General features: G+C 65.3%; 17 protein-coding genes. 2 read left to right on the top strand and 15 right to left on the bottom strand.

Annotated elements, in window-relative coordinates; all coding sequences use genetic code 11:
• Positions 1 to 3: 3 nt before the first annotated feature.
• The 7 genes from ACLL97_RS18485 to aspS are packed head-to-tail and all read right to left on the bottom strand — an operon-like array spanning position 4 to position 8,255.
• Positions 4 to 1,698 carry a methylmalonyl-CoA mutase family protein gene (locus ACLL97_RS18485; RefSeq protein ID WP_411281954.1) on the bottom strand — a complete coding sequence of 565 codons (1,695 nt, stop codon included), beginning with the start codon at positions 1,696 to 1,698 and terminating at the stop codon, positions 4 to 6.
• 4 nt (positions 1,699 to 1,702) lie between these two features.
• Positions 1,703 to 2,818, bottom strand: coding sequence for a methylmalonyl Co-A mutase-associated GTPase MeaB (meaB, locus tag ACLL97_RS18480; protein WP_411281953.1), 1,116 nt, complete (start codon positions 2,816 to 2,818; stop codon positions 1,703 to 1,705).
• 2 nt (positions 2,819 to 2,820) lie between these two features.
• Positions 2,821 to 3,768 carry a CBS domain-containing protein gene (locus tag ACLL97_RS18475; protein WP_411281952.1) on the bottom strand — a complete coding sequence of 316 codons (948 nt, stop codon included), beginning with the start codon at positions 3,766 to 3,768 and terminating at the stop codon, positions 2,821 to 2,823.
• Entirely contained in the window at positions 3,768 to 5,045 is a 1,278-nt protein-coding gene (locus ACLL97_RS18470; protein ID WP_411281951.1) for a hemolysin family protein, read from the bottom strand. Before ACLL97_RS18470 ends, ACLL97_RS18475 begins: the two co-directional genes overlap by 1 nt.
• Positions 5,042 to 5,512 (bottom strand): rRNA maturation RNase YbeY, encoded by a 471-nt coding sequence (gene ybeY, locus ACLL97_RS18465; protein ID WP_411281950.1) that lies wholly within the window; start codon positions 5,510 to 5,512, stop codon positions 5,042 to 5,044. The genes ACLL97_RS18470 and ybeY overlap by 4 nt, the downstream gene beginning before the upstream one ends.
• The gene (locus ACLL97_RS18460; RefSeq protein WP_411281949.1) at positions 5,509 to 6,450 is read right to left on the bottom strand and encodes a PhoH family protein; all 942 of its coding nucleotides are present in this window, start codon (positions 6,448 to 6,450) and stop codon (positions 5,509 to 5,511) included. The genes ybeY and ACLL97_RS18460 overlap by 4 nt, the downstream gene beginning before the upstream one ends.
• 26 nt (positions 6,451 to 6,476) lie before the next feature.
• A complete protein-coding gene (gene aspS / locus ACLL97_RS18455) occupies positions 6,477 to 8,255 on the bottom strand; it encodes an aspartate--tRNA ligase (protein ID WP_411281948.1) in 1,779 nt (592 codons plus the stop codon).
• Positions 8,256 to 8,432: 177 nt separating this feature from the next.
• On the opposite strand from aspS, the gene ACLL97_RS18450 reads away from it, so the two are divergent.
• Positions 8,433 to 9,332, top strand: coding sequence for a hypothetical protein (locus tag ACLL97_RS18450; protein ID WP_411281947.1), 900 nt, complete (start codon positions 8,433 to 8,435; stop codon positions 9,330 to 9,332).
• Positions 9,332 to 10,423, top strand: coding sequence for a 23S rRNA (adenine(2503)-C(2))-methyltransferase RlmN (gene rlmN / locus ACLL97_RS18445; protein ID WP_411281946.1), 1,092 nt, complete (start codon positions 9,332 to 9,334; stop codon positions 10,421 to 10,423). Before ACLL97_RS18450 ends, rlmN begins: the two co-directional genes overlap by 1 nt.
• On the opposite strand, the gene ACLL97_RS18440 is transcribed toward rlmN, so the two are convergent.
• Genes ACLL97_RS18440 through ACLL97_RS18405 form a run of 8 tightly spaced genes read right to left on the bottom strand, consistent with a single transcriptional unit; the run spans position 10,352 to position 18,110 of the window.
• Positions 10,352 to 10,855 (bottom strand): LytR C-terminal domain-containing protein, encoded by a 504-nt coding sequence (locus ACLL97_RS18440; protein WP_411281945.1) that lies wholly within the window; start codon positions 10,853 to 10,855, stop codon positions 10,352 to 10,354. The two genes, rlmN and ACLL97_RS18440, sit on opposite strands and share 72 nt — an antisense overlap.
• A complete protein-coding gene (locus ACLL97_RS18435; RefSeq protein WP_411281944.1) occupies positions 10,852 to 11,412 on the bottom strand; it encodes a hypothetical protein in 561 nt (186 codons plus the stop codon). Before ACLL97_RS18435 ends, ACLL97_RS18440 begins: the two co-directional genes overlap by 4 nt.
• Positions 11,413 to 11,420: 8 nt before the next feature.
• Complete coding sequence (gene trpA, locus ACLL97_RS18430; RefSeq protein ID WP_411281943.1) at positions 11,421 to 12,227, bottom strand: tryptophan synthase subunit alpha; 807 nt, start codon at positions 12,225 to 12,227, stop codon at positions 11,421 to 11,423.
• A complete protein-coding gene (locus ACLL97_RS18425) occupies positions 12,211 to 13,671 on the bottom strand; it encodes an HD-GYP domain-containing protein (protein WP_411281942.1) in 1,461 nt (486 codons plus the stop codon). Before ACLL97_RS18425 ends, trpA begins: the two co-directional genes overlap by 17 nt.
• The gene (locus tag ACLL97_RS18420; protein WP_411281941.1) at positions 13,668 to 15,368 is read right to left on the bottom strand and encodes a hypothetical protein; all 1,701 of its coding nucleotides are present in this window, start codon (positions 15,366 to 15,368) and stop codon (positions 13,668 to 13,670) included. Before ACLL97_RS18420 ends, ACLL97_RS18425 begins: the two co-directional genes overlap by 4 nt.
• Positions 15,365 to 16,573: a tryptophan synthase subunit beta gene (trpB, locus tag ACLL97_RS18415; RefSeq protein WP_411281940.1), complete on the bottom strand. Its 1,209-nt coding sequence runs from the start codon at positions 16,571 to 16,573 to the stop codon at positions 15,365 to 15,367. Before trpB ends, ACLL97_RS18420 begins: the two co-directional genes overlap by 4 nt.
• Complete coding sequence (locus ACLL97_RS18410; protein WP_411281939.1) at positions 16,570 to 17,268, bottom strand: phosphoribosylanthranilate isomerase; 699 nt, start codon at positions 17,266 to 17,268, stop codon at positions 16,570 to 16,572. The genes trpB and ACLL97_RS18410 overlap by 4 nt, the downstream gene beginning before the upstream one ends.
• A complete protein-coding gene (locus ACLL97_RS18405; protein WP_411281938.1) occupies positions 17,268 to 18,110 on the bottom strand; it encodes an indole-3-glycerol phosphate synthase TrpC in 843 nt (280 codons plus the stop codon). Before ACLL97_RS18405 ends, ACLL97_RS18410 begins: the two co-directional genes overlap by 1 nt.
• Positions 18,111 to 18,169: the final 59 nt, after the last annotated feature.

Raw genomic sequence — 18,169 nt, 5'->3', positions numbered from 1 at the left:
GTCCTAGAAGAAGACGGGCTCGCGGTACGCGCCGAACACGTCTTCCAACGCGGCACGGATTTCAAACAAGGTGCAGTACGCGCGCGCGCAATCGAGAATGCGGGGCACCACGTTTTCGGTGCCCCGTGCTGCGTTCCGGAGGGCGTCGAGCCGTTCGGCAACGAGCGTGTTGTCGCGCGATGCACGCAACGCGACCAGGCGCTCGCGCTGTTCCGTCTCGGCATACTCGCCAATGCGCAGAATCGGAATCGTGAGTTCGGGTTCGTCGGTGACGAACCCATTGACGCCGACGACGAGCTTGCGGCGCTGCTCGATCTCCCACTGCTGCCGCGAGGCGCTCTCGGCGATCTTCTTCTGGAACCAGCCTTCTTCCAGCCCCTTCACGACACCGCCGAACTCGTCGATCTGTGCGAAGAGTGCTTCGGCTTCCTGCTCCATCTGATCGGTCAGCGCTTCCACGTAGTACGATCCGCCCAGCGGATCCATCACGTTCGGCACGCCGGTTTCATAGGCCAAAATCTGCTGCGTACGCAACGCGACCTGCACGGCTTCCTCAGTCGGTAGCGACAGCGTCTCGTCCATCGAGTTCGTGTGCAACGACTGCGTGCCGCCAAGCACCGCCGCCATGGCCTGATAGGCCACGCGCACGACGTTGTTGGTGGGCTGCTGCGCGGTGAGCGTGACGCCAGCCGTTTGCGAATGAAACCGCATCATCCACGAGCGCGGGTTCTTTGCACCGAACCGTTCCTTGAGATGACGCGCCCAAATACGTCGCGCCGCACGTAACTTCGCAATCTCCTCGAAGAAGTCGTTGTGGATGTCCCAGAAGAACGACAGGCGCGGTGCGAATTCATCGACGTCGAGCCCACGCGCCACGCCACGTTCCACGTACGTGAAGCCGTCGGCAAGGGTGAACGCGAGCTCCTGCGCCGCGGTGGCGCCCGCTTCGCGGATGTGGTAGCCGGAGATCGAGATCGTGTTCCAGTTCGGCGTGTGCTTCGCGCACCAATCGAACCCATCGACGATCAGGCGCAGCGCTGGCTCGATCGGGAAGCACCAGGCGTGCTGCGCCATGTACTCCTTCAGGATGTCGTTCTGCACCGTGCCCTGCAGCTTTTCGGCGCTCACGCCCTGCTTCTCCGCCGCGGCAATGTAGAAGCACAGCAGAATGATCGCCGGCCCGTTGATCGTCATCGACGTGGACACCTTGTCGAGGGGAATGCCCTCGAACAGCGTTTCCATGTCGGCCATCGACGAGATCGATACGCCGCACTTGCCCACTTCGCCTTCCGAGCGCGCATGGTCGGCGTCGTAGCCCATCAACGTGGGAAAGTCGAACGCCACCGACAGGCCGGTTTGTCCTTGCGAGAGCAAGAACTTGTACCGCTGATTGGTCTCTCGCGCCGTGCCGAATCCAGCAAATTGGCGCATCGTCCAGAGTTTGCCGCGATAGCCGGTGGGATGAATGCCACGCGTGAACGGCCACTGCCCCGGCAACTCAAAGGCCGAGCCGGCGGTGTCCTCAAGATCGAGTGCGGTATACAGTGGCGGCACCTCGTTCGCCGAATTCGTAAACGCGATCTCGCGCTTCCGACCGGCGTCGTACTGCCGCCGCCACTGACCGACTTCATGGCGCAGTCCGTCGAGCTCTTCCTGCTGCTGGCGGACTACATCCTCGAGTTCCTGAATGGTCGTCATACGCTCATCCATCCTGAAGCGGCGCGTATTCGGCGCCGGTGAGAAGTACTGCACTGCGGGCCCGCAGGGCGTCAGCAACGGCGAAAGGCACCTGGGTGCCGGCCTCGAGCGCATCGAGTCGTTCGTCCACCCACGTCAGTGTGTCCTGATCCTGCCACAGACGCCGACGGATCTGCTGATCCACCACCTCCATTACCCGCTCCCGCAGGCGAGCCCGTCGCCGCGACCGTAGATCTCCGCTGGCTTGAAGATAACGGAGGTGTCGATCGAGCGCGTCGACGACCTCATCAACCCCTTCGTTCTGGGCGGCGATTACTCGTAAGACTGGTGGGGTCCACTGCACGGGCTCGGCTTCCAAGGCGGCGGCGCGTGCCGCCCGCGCCGGATTCATGGCGTCGCGAAGGGCATCACGGTCCGGCAGATTCCGAAGGTCTACGCCATGGTGGGCCGGAACGTTCGGCATCGTGGCACCGGCACGCAGACCGAGCATGAGTTCGATGTCGTTGCGCAGACGATCCGCACCGGGGCGATCTGCCTTGTTCACGGCGAAGACGTCCGCAATCTCCATCACGCCTGCCTTGAGCGTCTGAATCGAGTCGCCGGATTCCGGGACGAGCACCACCAACGTGGTATCAGCGGCCCTCGAGATATCGAGCTCGCTCTGTCCCACGCCCACGGTTTCGAGCAAAATGATGTCCATCCCGAACCCGTCGAGTACGTCGCACACCTCGCGCGTGGCCGTGGCCAGTCCACCCAACGATCCGCGGGTCGCCATCGAGCGGATAAAGACGCCCGGATCGAGCGCAACCTCCTCCATCCGGATCCGATCCCCAAGAAGCGCCCCACCGGTGAACGGCGACGTGGGATCGACGGCCACGATACCAACGCGCAGATCGGCATCGCGATACCGCCGCGCTAGACGTGTGGTGAGTGTACTCTTGCCCGCGCCCGGTGGGCCGGTGATCCCGATGCGACGCGCGCGGCCAAGCGTGGGATGTACGGCGGAGAGAATCTGCTCGAAGCCCGGACGGTGATTCTCCACGATGCTGACAGCCCGCGCCAACGCGGCTGGCTTACCAGCACGAAATTGCTCCAACAGTCGAGACATCGCGTCAGTCATCGTCACTCGTCGTCGTGTTCATCGCGGATGTCGCCCACCAATTCTTCGAGCAGGTCTTCGAGCGTCACCAGCCCAACGACCGTTGCGTCGTCCTGAACAATCGCCAACTGTCGGCGCGCGCGCAGCAGCTCAAAGAGCAACTCTTTGGCGGATTTCGCTGACGTGGTCACCGTTACCGGACGGATAGCTGGTAGCGTCTCACCACTGCGGACGAACACATCGAACACATGAACCATACCGATGATCTGGTCCGGTGAGTCTCGATACACCGGAACGCGGCTGTAGCCGGCATGGGCCACCCGTAGCGCGAGATCCGCCGCCGGCAAACCGTCTGGCAAGGCAAAGATCTTCGCGCGCGGTGTCATGACGTCGTGCACAACCTTGTCGCCGAACTGCACCACACCGGAAATGATCGCCATCTCTTCCGTCGTGCTGAGATCGTCGAACGCGCCGTCCCGGAGCAGCTCCTCGAGCCCTTCGCGAGTATCATCGTCCACGCCGGATACCGTACCGGACGCCATCAGACGGCGCACGAGATCGGCAACCACGTGAAAGGGCGTCAGCAGCAGATCCACGAGGCGCAGCAGCGGCACGAGCACGGGAACGAGTTGCGGTGCCCAGCGACGTCCCACCGCGCGCGGTAACAACTGGCCAACCAGCACCAGCAGCGTGAGGTACAGCAGCACATCGACCAGAAACTCCCATGCGCGCAGACCATCGGCCATCGCGATCATCGACCCGGTGGCAAACACGGTCAGCATGCTCGCCGTGGCCGCCGCGTGCAGTAAACGCGCCGGACGCTCCAGATACCGCGTCATCGCACCGGTGCCGCCGTGACGACGTTCGATCCAGTGTCGCAACCATAATCGGCTCACCGCGCGCACCGCCGACGCGGCGAGCGTGAGCGTCCCCACGATCGCGACCGAGAGCAGCGTTAGCAATAACGGCATCAGCTCTCCCCGGTCGCAAAGCCGTCGAGCGGCTGCGCCCGTTCGAGATACACGCGCTCGATCTTACGGCGAACGACGCGCTCCACGATCACCTTGAACGGTCCGATCGCCAGCGTTTCGCCGGCGCGCGGTACGCGCCCAAGCAACTCGAGCACCAATCCGCCAACCGTCGACACGTCGTCGCGACGGAAGTCGTGCGACAAGGCCTCCGACAGATCATCGAGTGTCAGCTGTCCGGAGACCCAGAAGCGGCCCCCCGCTTCGCTCTCGACCGGCCGTTCTTCTTCGTCGTACTCGTCGCGAATCTCACCGACCAATTCCTCGAGCACGTCCTCGATGGTCACGAGTCCCGCCGTGCCACCATACTCGTCGGCCACCACCGCGATGTGCCGACCGGCCACGCGAAATTCGCGAAGTAAATCAGCAATGCGCTTCGATGGCGGAATGAACACCGGCGGACGCAGCAGCGTCTGCCATCCGCCCTCCGGTTCATCGTCCGCCAACACGGACGGCAGCAGATCCTTCACGTACAGGATGCCCACGATCTCGTCGATTGTGTCCTCGAAGATCGGCACCCGCGAATGCTGTGCACTCCGCACGCGATCAAGCATCTCCGACCACGGCGTCTCCTGCTCGATGCCGACGATGTCGACGCGCGGCACCATTACCTCTTCCACGGTGGTCTCACCAAATTCAAATACGCCTAGCAACAGGTCGCGTTCGTCGCGAGAAACATCTGCTTCGCTGGTGATCACTTCGCGAAACTGCGCCGCCGCCTCTTCACGACGTTCGATGGTCGCGTCGGCATCGGAGATCACTTCGGCGAATGCCGCTTCGACCCAATTGCCCAGCCGCACCATCGGCGCAAACAGCTTCTCCGCACCCGTCGAGAACCACGCCAGACGCGCTTCGGCATCTTCGCCGAGGGCATCACCGACCACGCGCGCCGTGGTCTCGGCGGCGAGTACGACCGCCAGTCCAAGGCCGAACAGTAAGGCGACCGTGGAGAGGGTCGCCCGTCCGGAGAGGCCTAAACCGACGGCAATACCAGAACCGGCGGCGAGGTGACCGAGGACGCGAGCAAAGGCCAGCGCGCGGTGCGTTCGTTCCCGCGCGGGCACAGGGCGCGGCACCACCGGTGCCGGCGGTGCGAGCGTAGAGCGGTCAGCGGGAATCGACGAAAGGGGCGGTTCGGACAACAGCGCACCTTCGGCGACGGCGGCGAGCGCGGCCACAATAGCTCCACCGGTCGCCAGCCCCCACGCAACAGCACTCATGCGGTGCGGGGCGGCGTGATCCAGAAGCGGTGTAGCAACTGCTCCTGACGTCGCCACATCGGCGACGTGATCCGTTCGTCATCGTCGGGATGTTCCCACCCGCAGGCGTGCAGCATTCCGTGCACCACAAGGCGCGCGAGCTCTTCACGAACTCCGACACCGAATTCTTTCGCCTGACGGCGAGCGACGTCGAGGCAAATGTAGATGTCCGCAATGACGGTGCCGGTCGGATCGGCCCCGAGCGCGAACGTGATCACATCGGTAGGCCCGCGATGGCCGAGATGCCGACGATTCAGCGTCGCGCTGGTGCGCGACGAGACGAACGTCACGCTGATCATGGCCCGCGGCACCTTGAGCGCGCGAAGCACATGGCGCGAGAGGTCGATGAGCCGGTCGGCCGCAAGCGGCACGCGAATACCGTCGGCCTGCACGGACACCGCGCGTGGATTTTCACGCATGGTGCTCATGCGCCAGCCGCATCGGCATTGTAAGCGCGAATGATATCGCGCACCAAGCGATGGCGAACCACATCGGCATCGGTGAAGTAGTGAAACGAGATCCCTTCGATACCGTGCAGGATGCGCTCGATCTGCATCAGTCCCGAGTCTTCACGACGCGGCAGGTCGACCTGCGTCTTGTCACCGGTGATCACGATCTTCGAGTTCACGCCCAGACGCGTAAGAAACATCTTCATCTGTAGTCCGGTCGCGTTTTGCGCCTCGTCGAGAATCACGAATGAATCGCTGAGCGTACGGCCACGCATGAAGGCCAGCGGCGCCACCTCGATGGTGCGCGTTTCGATGAGCTTCTGGAGGCGCTCGACCGGAATGAGGTCATCGAGCGCATCGTACAGCGGGCGAAGATACGGATCGATCTTGGCCTGCATGTCGCCCGGCAAAAAGCCGAGGCTCTCCCCCGCCTCGACGGCAGGCCGCGCCAGTACGATGCGCCGGACGCGCTTACGCATCAGCGCATCGACGGCGGCGGCGACGGCGAGATACGTCTTGCCCGTGCCTGCGGGTCCGACGCCAACCACGATGTCGTGTTCGCCGATCTGTTTGAGGTACTCCGCCTGTCCCGGCGTTTTGGGCTGGACCGCACGCCGCGCGCCTGGCAGCACCAGCGCACCGTTGGTCGCAGCCGGCGCCTCGGCCGGACGTGCCGTGAGCGACAAGCGGAGCACGTCGTCGGCACTCAGCGTCTTCCCCTCGCGCACAAGCAGTACCATCGCGGTGGCGATGGACTCGGCACGCGTCACGTTGTCGGTATCACCGGTGATCGTGAGACTATCGCCGCGAAGCGCGACGCGGGTGCCGGTGGCGCGGCCGAGCTCAACGAGGTTGCCGTCGTTCGCGCCGGCGAGCATCTGCATGTCTGCCCCTTCGACTGAGACGCGCGTGGTCACGGGCTCTGGTGCGCGATCGTTGCCATTCACGCGTTGATCCCAGTAACGGTGAGATGCAGCTCGGACAGGTCGTCATCGGGCACCGCGACCGGCGCCCCTTCGAAGAGCGAGCGGGCGGCGGTTGTTTTCGGAAAGGCAATCACGTCGCGCAACGAGGGCGCGCCTGAAAGCAGCATCGCAATGCGGTCGAACCCGAACGCGATGCCACCGTGCGGTGGAGCGCCAGCGCGGAGTCCTTCCAGCAGGAAGCCGAACCGACGCTCCTGATCGGCCACATCACCAATCCCGAGCAGCGAGAACATCCGCGACTGCATGGCCGGATCGCTGATGCGAATGCTCCCACCACCGAGCTCCGTCCCATTCAGCACGACGTCGTAGGCCAAGGCACGCCAACGCGCTGGCTGGTCGGGGAACGCCTGCATGTCTTCGGGATGCGGCGCCGTGAACGGATGATGCACCGCGGCGAGCGCGCCGGTGGTCGGATCTTCGTCGAACATGGGGAAGTCCATCACTACAACGAATCGCTGCAACGTGTCGTCGATGAGATCGAGCCGACGTGCACATTCCTGGCGCACGCGATCGAGCGCCGGGTTGGAAACGCGATCAGGAGCCGCGACGAACAACGCGAGGTCTCCGTCAGCCAGCGCGAACGCCGTGCGCGCGTTGTCCGTCAGGAACTTGGCCAACGGGCCATCATACGCACCGTCGGCGTGTCGCAGGCGCAGCAGTCCGCCGGCCCCAGCGCTCTTCGCCAAGGCTTCCAGCTCGTCCACCTGTTTGCGGCTCCACGCCGCACCACCCGGTACAACCAGTCCGCGCACGCGCGACCCGTTTTCGATGGCGCTCGTTGTGACCGCGAAATCGAGCGCGGCGAATACCGCCGTGTAGTCGGCGAGCGGCAGTTCGTACCGCAGGTCGGGGCGATCGCACCCGTAGCACTCCATCGCATCGTGGTAGCTCATGCGATTGAATCGCGCCGGGATGGTGTGACCGGCCTCGGTCCAGAGCGCGCCGATGAGTTCTTCCGCGAGCGCCAAAATATCCTCACGCCCGATGAACGACGCTTCAATATCGATCTGGGTGAATTCCGGTTGCCGGTCGGCACGCAGGTCTTCATCGCGGAAGCAACGTGCAATCTGAAAATAGCGATCGAACCCGCAGCACATGAACAGCTGTTTGTAAATCTGCGGCGACTGTGGCAGCGCGTAGAATTCGCCCGGATGCACGCGGCTCGGCACGAGGTAATCGCGCGCGCCTTCCGGCGTCGGCTTCGTGAGAATCGGCGTCTCGAGTTCGAGGTATCCACGATCGCTGAGAAAGCGACGGGAGACCTGCAACAAGCGATGCCGCAACACCAGATTCTCCTGCAGCTCCGGACGACGGAGATCGAGATGGCGATGGCGCAGGCGCAGCTCTTCGGCCGCCAGCTTCTCTCCGCGTCCCCGCGCCACCGGCAGCGCCGGCGTGACCGCTGGGCCGACCACCCGCACCGACGTGACGCGCACTTCAATCGCGCCGGTCTGCATATCCGCATTCTGTCGCTCCGGTTCGCGCGCGACGATTTCGCCTTCGCACAACACCACCGACTCGACACCAACGGCGGCGGCAATACGCAGCGTCTCCGCATCGCTCCAGGTCGGCCCGAACGCCAACTGCACCAGCCCCGTGCGGTCGCGCAGGTCGATGAATACGAGGCCTCCCAAATCGCGACTGCGGTGCACCCATCCGCCAAGGCGAACGGTGCGCCCGACATCGATGGGGCGAAGAAGGCCGCACGTGTCAGTACGAAGCGAAGTGGCGAGCACGGACTGCTCTGGCGAAGACAACATTACGCGCGGCGCTCCGAACGGGGCGAATCAGGGAAGTACACGGACCGGTGAACGGCCGCAACCGATGAAAGTTAAACGATTTACGCTGATCTCGGTAGCGATGGCGGGGGGCATTCGCTTGACCCGCCAAGGCGGTGACCGTTAGTGTCCGCTATGCGCCCTATGCTCATCGGCGGGATCGCCGTGTTTTTCTCGGCCCGCGGGCTCGTCGCGCAGCCGGTGCCTGCGCGCGATCTCTGGGAGTTTCCACTCGGCGCCGTTCTCGAGCCTGCCGCGTTGGCGACCCAGCCCGGCGCTGGATTGTGGAATCCGGCGGTGTCTGCGCTCCGGCCAGGCGAGCGCATCCGCCTCGGCGTGGCGTCGTTGTCGACGGGAGCGCAACAGGGTGTTGACGGGCAGCTGCTGTCCGCGTCGTATCGCCGCGCCTCGGGCACCACGCTGGGCCTGTCGGTGGCGCGAAGTTCGGTCGCCGGCCTTGTGCGCACCGACAGCGACCCGCAGAGCATCGGTGACATCAGCTACGCGAGCGTCTTGGTAAGCGCGACCGCCGCGCGCACCCTTGTGCCGCACGTTACGGCCGGAGTGGCGATACGGTGGCGCGAAGGCCGGGCCGATCGGGAGGTGAACTCCGCCGTCGCGGCGGACCTCGGAGTGGTGTTGCACGATCTCCCGTGGCAGAACGCCAGGATCGCGCTCTCCAGTTTTCTCTGGCGACCGGGGCGTGAAGTCGAGGATCGGCCGGCGTTCGTGGCCGCCATCGACGCTCGAGTCGTCGGCGATTCGGCCTCGCGCGAGCTTCGCCTCGGCGTCAGTCAGAACAACGTCAATCGCGGCGCGACTGAGCGCGGACCCTTTCTCTCGGGTCGACTGGATCGGCTGGAAGCCCGGGCCGCGATCGTCCGGGCATCAGCGGGGGCCACCAGCGTGATGCGTATCCGCTCTGGGCTTGCCGTGTACTATGCGCGGTACGTGGTCGGTGTGGCGCGCGAGGAAGGCATCTCGGGGCTCGGACCCGTTTATCAGTTCACGCTCAGTTCGATTCTCAAGGAATAATGTCAAACACGATACCGACCGAAAACCTGCTCGATCTCGCGCCGGATGCTGCCATGTTGCGACTCCTCGCGTGGCTCACGGCGCGTGGCGAGCCGTCGTATCGTGCGGCGCAGATCTTTGCCCGACTCTGGCAGCGGCCGGTTCGTGCGTTCGACGAGATCACCGAATTGCCGAAAGCGCTCCGCGAGGCGCTCGCGCAGTCGTTTCACCTTCCTCGCCTCGAGCTTTCCACCCGCCAGACGTCGACCGACGGCACCGAGAAGTTTCTCTTCCGGATGGCCGACGGGCAGCTGATCGAAACTGTGTCGATTCCTGACGGCGACCGGATCACCTTGTGCATTTCGTCGCAGGCGGGATGCGCACTCCAGTGCGCGTTCTGCGCCACCGGCGCGATGGGTTTTCAACGCAACTTGACACCGTCTGAAATCGCCGGACAGGTGCGCGAGCTTCGCCTGCTGTCGCCGCCGATCCTCCCCACGAACATCGTATTCATGGGCATGGGCGAACCGATGATGAACTGGAAGGCGGTGGATGCCACGCTGTCGCTCCTGAACGATGCACGCGCGCTGGGAATCGGAGCGCGACATATCACCATATCTACGGTCGGCGTACTGCCGGGTATTGTGGCGCTGTCCGAGCGCCCCGAACAGTTTCGCCTGGCCATCTCGATTCATGCGCCAAGCGATGACTTGCGAGAATCGTTGATGCCGGTCAACACGAAATATCCGCTGGCTGACGTGATCGCGGCGGCGGCGCAATTCGATCGCCGCGTCACGTTCGAGTATGTTATGTTGGGCGGCGTCAACGACCAGCCGGCGCATGCCTTGCAGCTGGCGCAATTGGCTCGCGAGTGCCGCGCTTTCGTGAATCTAATTCCGCTGCACCCCGGCGGCACGATGGGCTTCGTCCCGTCGCCGGGATCAGTGATCGCCTCGTTCTCGCGCGCGCTCCGCGCTCGTGGGGTAGAGACGGCGGTGCGTCGCAGCCGTGGGCTCGACATTGCCGCGGCGTGTGGTCAGTTACGGACGGAGCGCCTCGGTCGCCGGCTTCCAGTCGCGACCCACGTAGACGGTGAGATCGACGAAGCGTAGCGAGTCGGCACGCGCCTCGATGGTGCCGGTCCCGAACGCGCGCCGCAGCCGGTCGGCCCAGTCATTATGACCGGTGTGTGATACGATCACCGTCCCGCTGCGCGCCTGTCCTTGCTCGGTTTCATACTCCACCACGTCGAACCCGCGATCCCGCAACTCGAGCGTGGCGCGGCGGGCATAGCCGCGGGTGCCGGATGCGTTGAGCACCCGCACGCGCACTCGACTGTCACTCGGTGCTCGGGCGAGCGAATCATCGACCGCAGCCATCGTGCCCCGGGCGACGCGGACCGCAGGCGTGCCACGCGTGCGCCACCACGCCGCGCCGGCGCCGAGCAGTACCACCGCCAGCAACGCGACGATCACCCAACCACGACGCTTACGTTGCGGTAACTCCGCTGTCGGCATCGACGGCCAGCCCGGCGCGGACCTCATCGCACACTATCCCACAACGCCACAGTTTCCGGCGCGAGCCCTTTTCCTTCGCGAATCGCCCACTCTATTCGCAGACGAACAACTTGGCGAAAAACCTGATCGAACGCGAGTGGAACAGTGCTGGCGAGAAAGGCGCGATCGGCCTGCATGAACGAACGCCCCGGCTCGAGAAAGTCCGCCATGTAGAGTGCCTGCCCTACGCGCGACCAACTCGTCTGCCCGACCGTGTGCCAGCGGATGGCGTCGAGCACATCCTGACGCGTTTCTCCGAACGCAACGAGACGGATCGCCGCCGCCGGGCCGTGCAACAGACCGATCGGGCGTGTGAGATCGCCCGTTTCAGTACGCAGCCTCGGCTCGTCGGCGTCGCGCAACGCATCGTGCCACGCTCCCGCATCCATCCAGGCGTGCGCTTCTGTCGACGACAGCGCGAGCGCGTGAGCCCAAGTGCGCAACAAGCCCACGACGCGCGCGATGTGGGCGCGCCGCTTGTCGGTCACGATCGACCATGACGGCAGCTCGAGACGCGGCTGGTCGCTGAGCATCTCGGGTGTCATGGGATTCGTCAGATCTCGTCGATCGCCGCGCGCAGGGCCGCCGTGAGTTCGATCGCCTCCTGCACGGAGCGACCGGCGGCCCGCACTAGGGCGCTCCCCACGACCACGCCATCGCCCAGCTGTGCCGCTGCTTTGGCCTGCGCCGGCGTGGAAATCCCGAAGCCGATGCAGATCGGCAGTGACGTTGACGAGCGTAGCCGTGCCACCGTGTCGGGAAGATCGGGGGGCAGCTCAGCGCGTTCCCCGGTGACCCCCAGTCGGCTAATGAGATACACGAATCCGCCACCGTGACGCGCGATCTCCGCCATGCGTGGGGCCGGTGTCGTCGGCGCCACCAAGCGCACGAAATCGAGGCCACTCGCGCCGAACCACGCTTCGCGCGTCGGATCGGCACCGACCGGCAAGTCGGTCACGAGCACGCCATCGACACCGGCGGCGCGGGCCCGCGCTAACACGTCGGGACCGCCGGCGATGATCGGGTTGAGGTAACTGAACAACACCACCGGCACGTCAAGCGCGGCGTCACGCACAATGTGCAGGGTCCTCTCGAGGCTCACCCCATGGTCGAGGGCGATCTGAGAACTCTGCTGGATGACCGGACCGTCGGCCATCGGATCGGAGAACGGCACGCCGACTTCGATCACGTCGGCGCCCGCCGCCGCGATTCCACGCAGCAGCGTCACGCTCTGCTCAGGATCGGGATGCCCCGCCGTGACATAGCACACGAGCGCCCGACGGCCTTCCGCCGCCAGCGCGGCGAAGCGCGCGGAGAGCCGGGAGGCCTTGGGGGCGGAGACGTCAGGCGAAGTACTCACCGATGTTGATACCATAGCGTTGTGGGTCCTCGGTCCGGATGATGGTGTGTTCAAATTGGCCGGATACGTGGCAGGATGTCAGGTCATACACCTGCAAATCGCTGAGCCGGTTCCCTTGGGCGTCCGTGATCATGCGTACCAGGGGACGCGACAGCGCGCCGGGATCCGGATTGGCGGCAACGACCATCGCGAGCGCGAAGGAATCGAGCACCACCAGCGTGCCGACCGGATAGATGCCCGTGAGGTTGATGAATGCCTTCACGACGACCGGATCCAGTCCGAGCCGCGCGTTGTCGCGCATGCCGCGCAGCACATCCGCCGGTGTCCACGGTGCGTCCTGATACACGCGTGTTGTGGTCGCCGCATCGAATCCGTCGGCCACCGCGATGATCTTGCTGTACAACGTGAGGCGACGCGGCCGCAGTGGCTTGGGATACCCCGTCAGATCGATGCGCATGTGATGCTCGTAGGCCGTCGTCATGGCGCGCCATGGGCGGGCCGAGCCGGTCGGCATCGCAAACATCGAAAGCACGCCTTGCCACGGGTGCGTCTGCAGGATTGCCCGTTCACGATCGTCGAGCGAGCCTCGCTTGTTCAGCAGATCGAGCGGGACCCGGGATTTACCGATGTCGTGCAGCAACGCCGCAAGGCCAAGGTCGAGCAACTGCGGCTTGGTCAGCCCGAGCCGACGTCCCAGTGCCACGGAAAGGATGCTCACGTTCACACTGTGCACGAACGTGTATTCGTCGAACTCGCGCAACGTCGTCAGACCGATCAGCGAAGCGGCATCGGTGAGGATGGCGTCCACGATGCCCTGCACCGCCCGCTTGACCCGCTTGAGTCCCGCGCTCCGCCCGAGACGGGCCGACGACATGACTTCACGGGTCACATCAAGCGAGCGCACGTACGTTTGTCGCGCTCGCTCCTTTGCATCCAGCACCGTTTCGTGCTGATCAGACTCGTCGACCGGTGGATAGAACTCGAAGCAAACGACCCCCGACTGCCGGACGCGAGCCGAGAGCTGGTCGAGTCGCTCGTCTTCGGGATACTCCATGGGCGGTGCCTGGAGGAACGCGAGCAACACGACCCAGACACGCGGCGAAGTGGGAGCGATCACCGCGAAACCGCCAAGCCCCGCTTCGCGCAGAAGACCCAACACGTAGGCCACGGCGGCGTAATTGTCGAGTGTGAGTCGAAGGCGCGTCTCGTTGACGAATACGTAGTCACCGACCCGCCGCAAACGGCACTGGCCGTCGGCCAACTCCACGCGTTCGACCGCATGCCCCAGCTCGGCGATCGCCTTCTGCACCGCGCTGTTCTCGACCGGATAGAGCCGCACCGCACGAACGGCGCCGTGCAGCGCAACGACGAATCCGCGCGCCGTGCGCTGCGCCTGGGGATCACCCGACGGCATGCCCACTGCGGACGTATGCGGCACGCTCACGCGTTCCCTCGCATCGCGCGCGCGACGGCGCTGCGCACGACGACATCTTTCGTGTCGGCCGCGCGCTGTAGCGCGGCAATCGCGAGCGGCGAGGCGACCATGCCGAGGGCGCGGGCGGCACACGCGCGAAGCGCCGCCGGTTCACGCGCCCCCAGGAGGCTTCGCGCATTGAGCAGCGTATCGAGTTCGGCAACGCCGACGTCGCCGCACATACTGCCGAACGCTTCGAAGAGCGCCATCTTCTCGCTCAGGTCCGCCGAACGCAATTCTTTGCGCCGCACCGCATCGAGTAATCGCGGCAGCGCCGCCGCATGCAAGCGGGTGGCGATCACCCGAAACGCCGCGACTCGCACGTCGCGATCACTGTCGTCGATACCGCGTTCGACCGCCTGGAGCGCCGCCGGTGACGCAATCTCGCCTAGCACGTTGAGCGCCTCGACCCGCAACTTCACATCGCCACCACGCAGCAGGCGGGCAAGCCCGGGCACGGCGGCCGGCGTCGCCAGCTGGGCAGCGAGTCGCAACGCCCCACGCACAACGAACTCACTGGCATGCTCAAGCAACTGCGCCAACGCCGCCGTGTGCGCACCGGCTAAACGCGCCGAGGCGCGCTCAATGGCGGCGCGCGCGGGTGAGGCGGTCGCCATACCGATCCATGCTACGAGCGGTTCAAGGGCCGACGCCCGCAGCTCCACGAACAGTTCCTCGAGCAGCGACGCCACCGGGGTGCGCGCGCTCTCGTCGAGGGCCTGCAACAGCTGCGATATCACCGCTGGTTCGCTGAGCCGCGCCGGGAGGTCGCGCAACGCCGCCATGACACGTTCATCGGCGACCAACCGTCGCGACGTGACCGACGCCTCCCGCAGCGACAACGCCACGAGTTCGTAGTCGCCGAGCGTGAGAAAATCGACCAGCAGCTGATCCACCGTGCGCAGGGCTTCGAGCTGCGCTTCGGGAACCGACTGCCCTTCGATCACGTCGAACAAACTGCCCACCACCAGCTTGCGATGATCCTCGGCGTACTCGCGCTTGAGTTCCTCCTGCAGATACGTCGTTTCCCGCGTATCGAGGAAATACAGGGTGCTGTCGAAGTCCTCTACCCGTATCATGCCGGGCGGGGGGCCTTCACCTGGTGGCGAAGACTCCATCGCGGGCACCCCCAGTGGCGCGACGCCCGGCGCAAACACCGCCACGCCGGGACGGTCGGCACCACCGACTACGGGCATGTCGCCGACCGCATCGTGCTCGACGTGGCGGTACGCGAGCGTCGCGAGGTCGGCCACCCAGAGTAACGTCACCAGATCGTCGTCATCCGGCGCGGCGGTGCGCGTTTTGTGCAGAATGGCAAGGAACGCGTCGAGATCCGTGGTCTCGAAGCCGCTGTGCACGGCCAACGACCGCAGTCCATCACGATACAGCAGCCACGGCAAGCCGTCTGTGCCGCGCTCCGCGTCGAGATACACGGTCCTCCCCTCCCACTCGAACGATGCTTCCTTGATCTGGATCTCGAGCGGATTCGCGACGCGCCAGACGGCGCCGAACGCGCCACGCACCCGTTCGATGGCGGCCGCCCGCGTCGGATTGTTCGGCAAATACAACTGAATGGCACGAAGCGCCTTCGCGAAGGCGCGCAGCGCGTCCTCGATCGCCGCCACCGCTTGCGGCGACGCGGTCGCCTCGTGCCCCGTCGTGATCATACCTCGGGCAGCGTGTACTGATTGATCGTACCGATGTCTTTGTCGCCGCGGCCGCTGACACACAGCAGGATCGGCTCCTGATCCGACCAGCGTCCCGCTTCACGCTCGATCCACGCAACCGCATGCGCAGTCTCGAGCGCCGGGATGATGCCCTCGAGCCGACTCAGCAAGGCCACACCACGAAGCGCCTCGGTGTCGTCGACCGACACGTACTCGGCGCGACCGGTGTCGTGCATCCACGCGTGCTCCGGGCCGACGCCGGGGTAATCCAACCCGGCGGAAATGCTGTGTGCCGGATGTACCTGTCCGTTGGCATCCTGCAGCAGATAGCTGAGCGACCCATGCAGCACACCGGGCGTCCCGCGCGTGATGGACGCGCTATGCCGTTCGGTATGGAGGCCTTCGCCGGCCGCTTCGACACCGACGAGTTCCACGCCGGTATCGTTCACGAATCCAGCGAAGATACCCATCGCATTCGATCCGCCACCAACACACGCCACGACCGTCTTCGGCAGCGCGCCGGCGCGCACCAACATCTGCGCGCGCGCTTCACGCCCGATGACCGATTGAAACTCGCGCACCATGCGCGGATACGGTGCCGGCCCCACCACCGATCCGATAATGTAGTGGCTGTCGTTCACGGACCCGACCCAGTCACGAATCGCCTCCGTCGTCGCATCCTTGAGCGTGCGAGTCCCTGACAATACGGGAACGACGGTCGCGCCCAGGAGGCGCATGCGGAACACGTTCAGCGCCTGACGCTGCATGTCCTCTTCGCCCATGTACACAACGCACTCGAGGTCGAAGCGCGCGCAAATCGTCGCCGTCGCCACGCCGTGCTGGCCGGCGCCGGTTTCGGCGATGATGCGGCGCTTCCCCATCCGACGCGCCAGCATCGCTTGTCCTACCGTGTTGTTGATCTTGTGCGCACCGGTGTGACACAGATCTTCGCGCTTCATCCATACCGGTGCGCCGATACGCGCGCTCAACCGCGGCGCGAAGGAAAGCGCTGTCGGGCGTCCGACGTATTCTTGGAGCAGCGCGGCGAGCTCCGCCTGAAACGCGACATCGCGACGCGTCTCCTCAAACGCCGCTGCGAGTGCATCGAGCGCTGGGATCAGCGTTTCCGGAACATACCGTCCACCGAACGGGCCAAAACGATCCTGCGACGCGATCGCGTCATTCGCTGTCTCCACCATGGTCATCGCTGCATCCCTGCGGCCGAGTGAACGGCCGCGACGAACTGTTCGACTAACACCGGATCCTTGACACCCGTCTCGGATTCCACTCCTGAAGATACGTCTACGACGTCAGGAGAAAGCAATCGGATCGCCTCGATCACATTCGCCGGACGCAAGCCGCCCGCGAGGATGATACGGACCCCCGGTACCGACGCCCGAAGCGCCCTGACGGCCGCCTGAAGTCCAGACCAGTCCAACGCGACACCGGTTCCTCCCAACTGCCCCACCACGTGCGCGTCAAGCACCACGGCCCCGGCCGCGGCGGCGAGCGCAGCGGCGCCGTCGGGCAACGTGGTTCCGGCGACGCGGAGGACCGGCCACACGGTCCGCCCGGTTTCACGACGTATGATTTCGATGGCGTCGGGCGTGCACGTGCCGTGCAACTGCGCGATGTCGAGATCGAGCGCTCTCACCGTGACGATTACCTCGTCGGGATGTTGCTCGCCGAACACGACGACTCGCTGCAGATCATGACGGCGCGGGCCAAGCACCGCACGGGCCCGATCCCACCTGAGCAGCCGCGGACCGCCCGCCATGATTGCACCCAGATACGCCGCTCCGACGTGCGCCGCGTGCGCCGCATCGCCGACGCGCGTGAGCCCGCAAATCTTGACCGCGATGGACACCGAGCGCGAACGGTCGGACTCGGCTGCTGGCATCAACGCCGGGCCGTGGTCGACCGCGCGATCCCAGACAAGGCGCGCACCGCCGCCGTCGGATCGGCCGACGCGGAAATGGCACTACCAACGAGAATCGCATCGGCACCCGCCAGAGCGGACGGCGTGACATCATGGGCGTGCTGCAGGCCGCTTTCGGCCACCGCCACACAGTGCACGGGAATGTGTGGAATCAGCGCGGGCGCGGTGGCGGGGTCGATCGTGAGCGTTTCGAGGTTTCGATTGTTCACCCCGATCACAGTGGCCCCAACCGCGAGTGCGCGTTCGAGCTCCGCTTCGTCCCGCACTTCCACGAGCGTCGCCAGACCGCATTCGCGGGCGGCGTCCATCAGCATCGCCAATTCGTCTGGCGAGAGGGCGCGTACGATCAAGAGCGCGGCGGTGGCGCCGCGCACCCGCGCCTCCCAGAGCTGGACGGGATGAACGAGGAAGTCTTTTCGAATGGCTGGCACTCCCACCCGTGCCGCCACCGCCGAGAGGTCGTCGAGTGACCCACCGAAGCGCGTGGGTTCGGTCAGGACGGAGATGGCGGCCGCGCCTCCGGCGACATAGTGCGCGGCCTGCGACGCCGCGTTGATGCTGGCGTTGATCGCTCCCTTCGAAGGCGAAGCCCGCTTGACCTCGGCGATCACGCGAATCGCCGCGCCGCGAAGCGCGGCGGCAAAGTCTGCCACTGTGGGCGCGGGCGGAAGATCGCGGGCCGCGCGCCGCAGTTCTGGCAACGTGGCACTGACGAGGCCCGCCCGTTCATGAGAGGCGCGGGTGAGGTCGCCGAGGGTCCCGGACGGGAAGGTCCACTCCGGTCGTGAAGAAAATGCTTGCACTTCGGCCTGTGTTCGGTTAGCGTGGCGATTGGTGGATTCGGCCTGCATTCGGGAGCCGA

Origin of the sequence: Gemmatimonas sp., from assembly GCF_046594945.1 — a bacterium.
Lineage (GTDB): Bacteria > Gemmatimonadota > Gemmatimonadetes > Gemmatimonadales > Gemmatimonadaceae > Gemmatimonas.
This window is presented reverse-complemented; position numbering and strand designations above follow the sequence as displayed.

What these genes read in the sequence shown, in the direction of transcription:
- ACLL97_RS18485 (WP_411281954.1), bottom strand. Translation starts at nt 1,698, where the DNA reads ATGACGACCATTCAGGAACTCGAGGATGTAGTCCGCCAGCAGCAGGAA.
- meaB (WP_411281953.1), bottom strand. Translation starts at nt 2,818, where the DNA reads ATGACTGACGCGATGTCTCGACTGTTGGAGCAATTTCGTGCTGGTAAG.
- ACLL97_RS18475 (WP_411281952.1), bottom strand. Translation starts at nt 3,768, where the DNA reads ATGCCGTTATTGCTAACGCTGCTCTCGGTCGCGATCGTGGGGACGCTC.
- ACLL97_RS18470 (WP_411281951.1), bottom strand. Translation starts at nt 5,045, where the DNA reads ATGAGTGCTGTTGCGTGGGGGCTGGCGACCGGTGGAGCTATTGTGGCC.
- ybeY (WP_411281950.1), bottom strand. Translation starts at nt 5,512, where the DNA reads ATGAGCACCATGCGTGAAAATCCACGCGCGGTGTCCGTGCAGGCCGAC.
- ACLL97_RS18450 (WP_411281947.1), top strand. Translation starts at nt 8,433, where the DNA reads ATGCGCCCTATGCTCATCGGCGGGATCGCCGTGTTTTTCTCGGCCCGC.
- rlmN (WP_411281946.1), top strand. Translation starts at nt 9,332, where the DNA reads ATGTCAAACACGATACCGACCGAAAACCTGCTCGATCTCGCGCCGGAT.
- ACLL97_RS18440 (WP_411281945.1), bottom strand. Translation starts at nt 10,855, where the DNA reads ATGAGGTCCGCGCCGGGCTGGCCGTCGATGCCGACAGCGGAGTTACCG.
- ACLL97_RS18435 (WP_411281944.1), bottom strand. Translation starts at nt 11,412, where the DNA reads ATGACACCCGAGATGCTCAGCGACCAGCCGCGTCTCGAGCTGCCGTCA.
- ACLL97_RS18420 (WP_411281941.1), bottom strand. Translation starts at nt 15,368, where the DNA reads ATGATCACGACGGGGCACGAGGCGACCGCGTCGCCGCAAGCGGTGGCG.
- trpB (WP_411281940.1), bottom strand. Translation starts at nt 16,573, where the DNA reads ATGACCATGGTGGAGACAGCGAATGACGCGATCGCGTCGCAGGATCGT.
- ACLL97_RS18410 (WP_411281939.1), bottom strand. Translation starts at nt 17,268, where the DNA reads ATGCCAGCAGCCGAGTCCGACCGTTCGCGCTCGGTGTCCATCGCGGTC.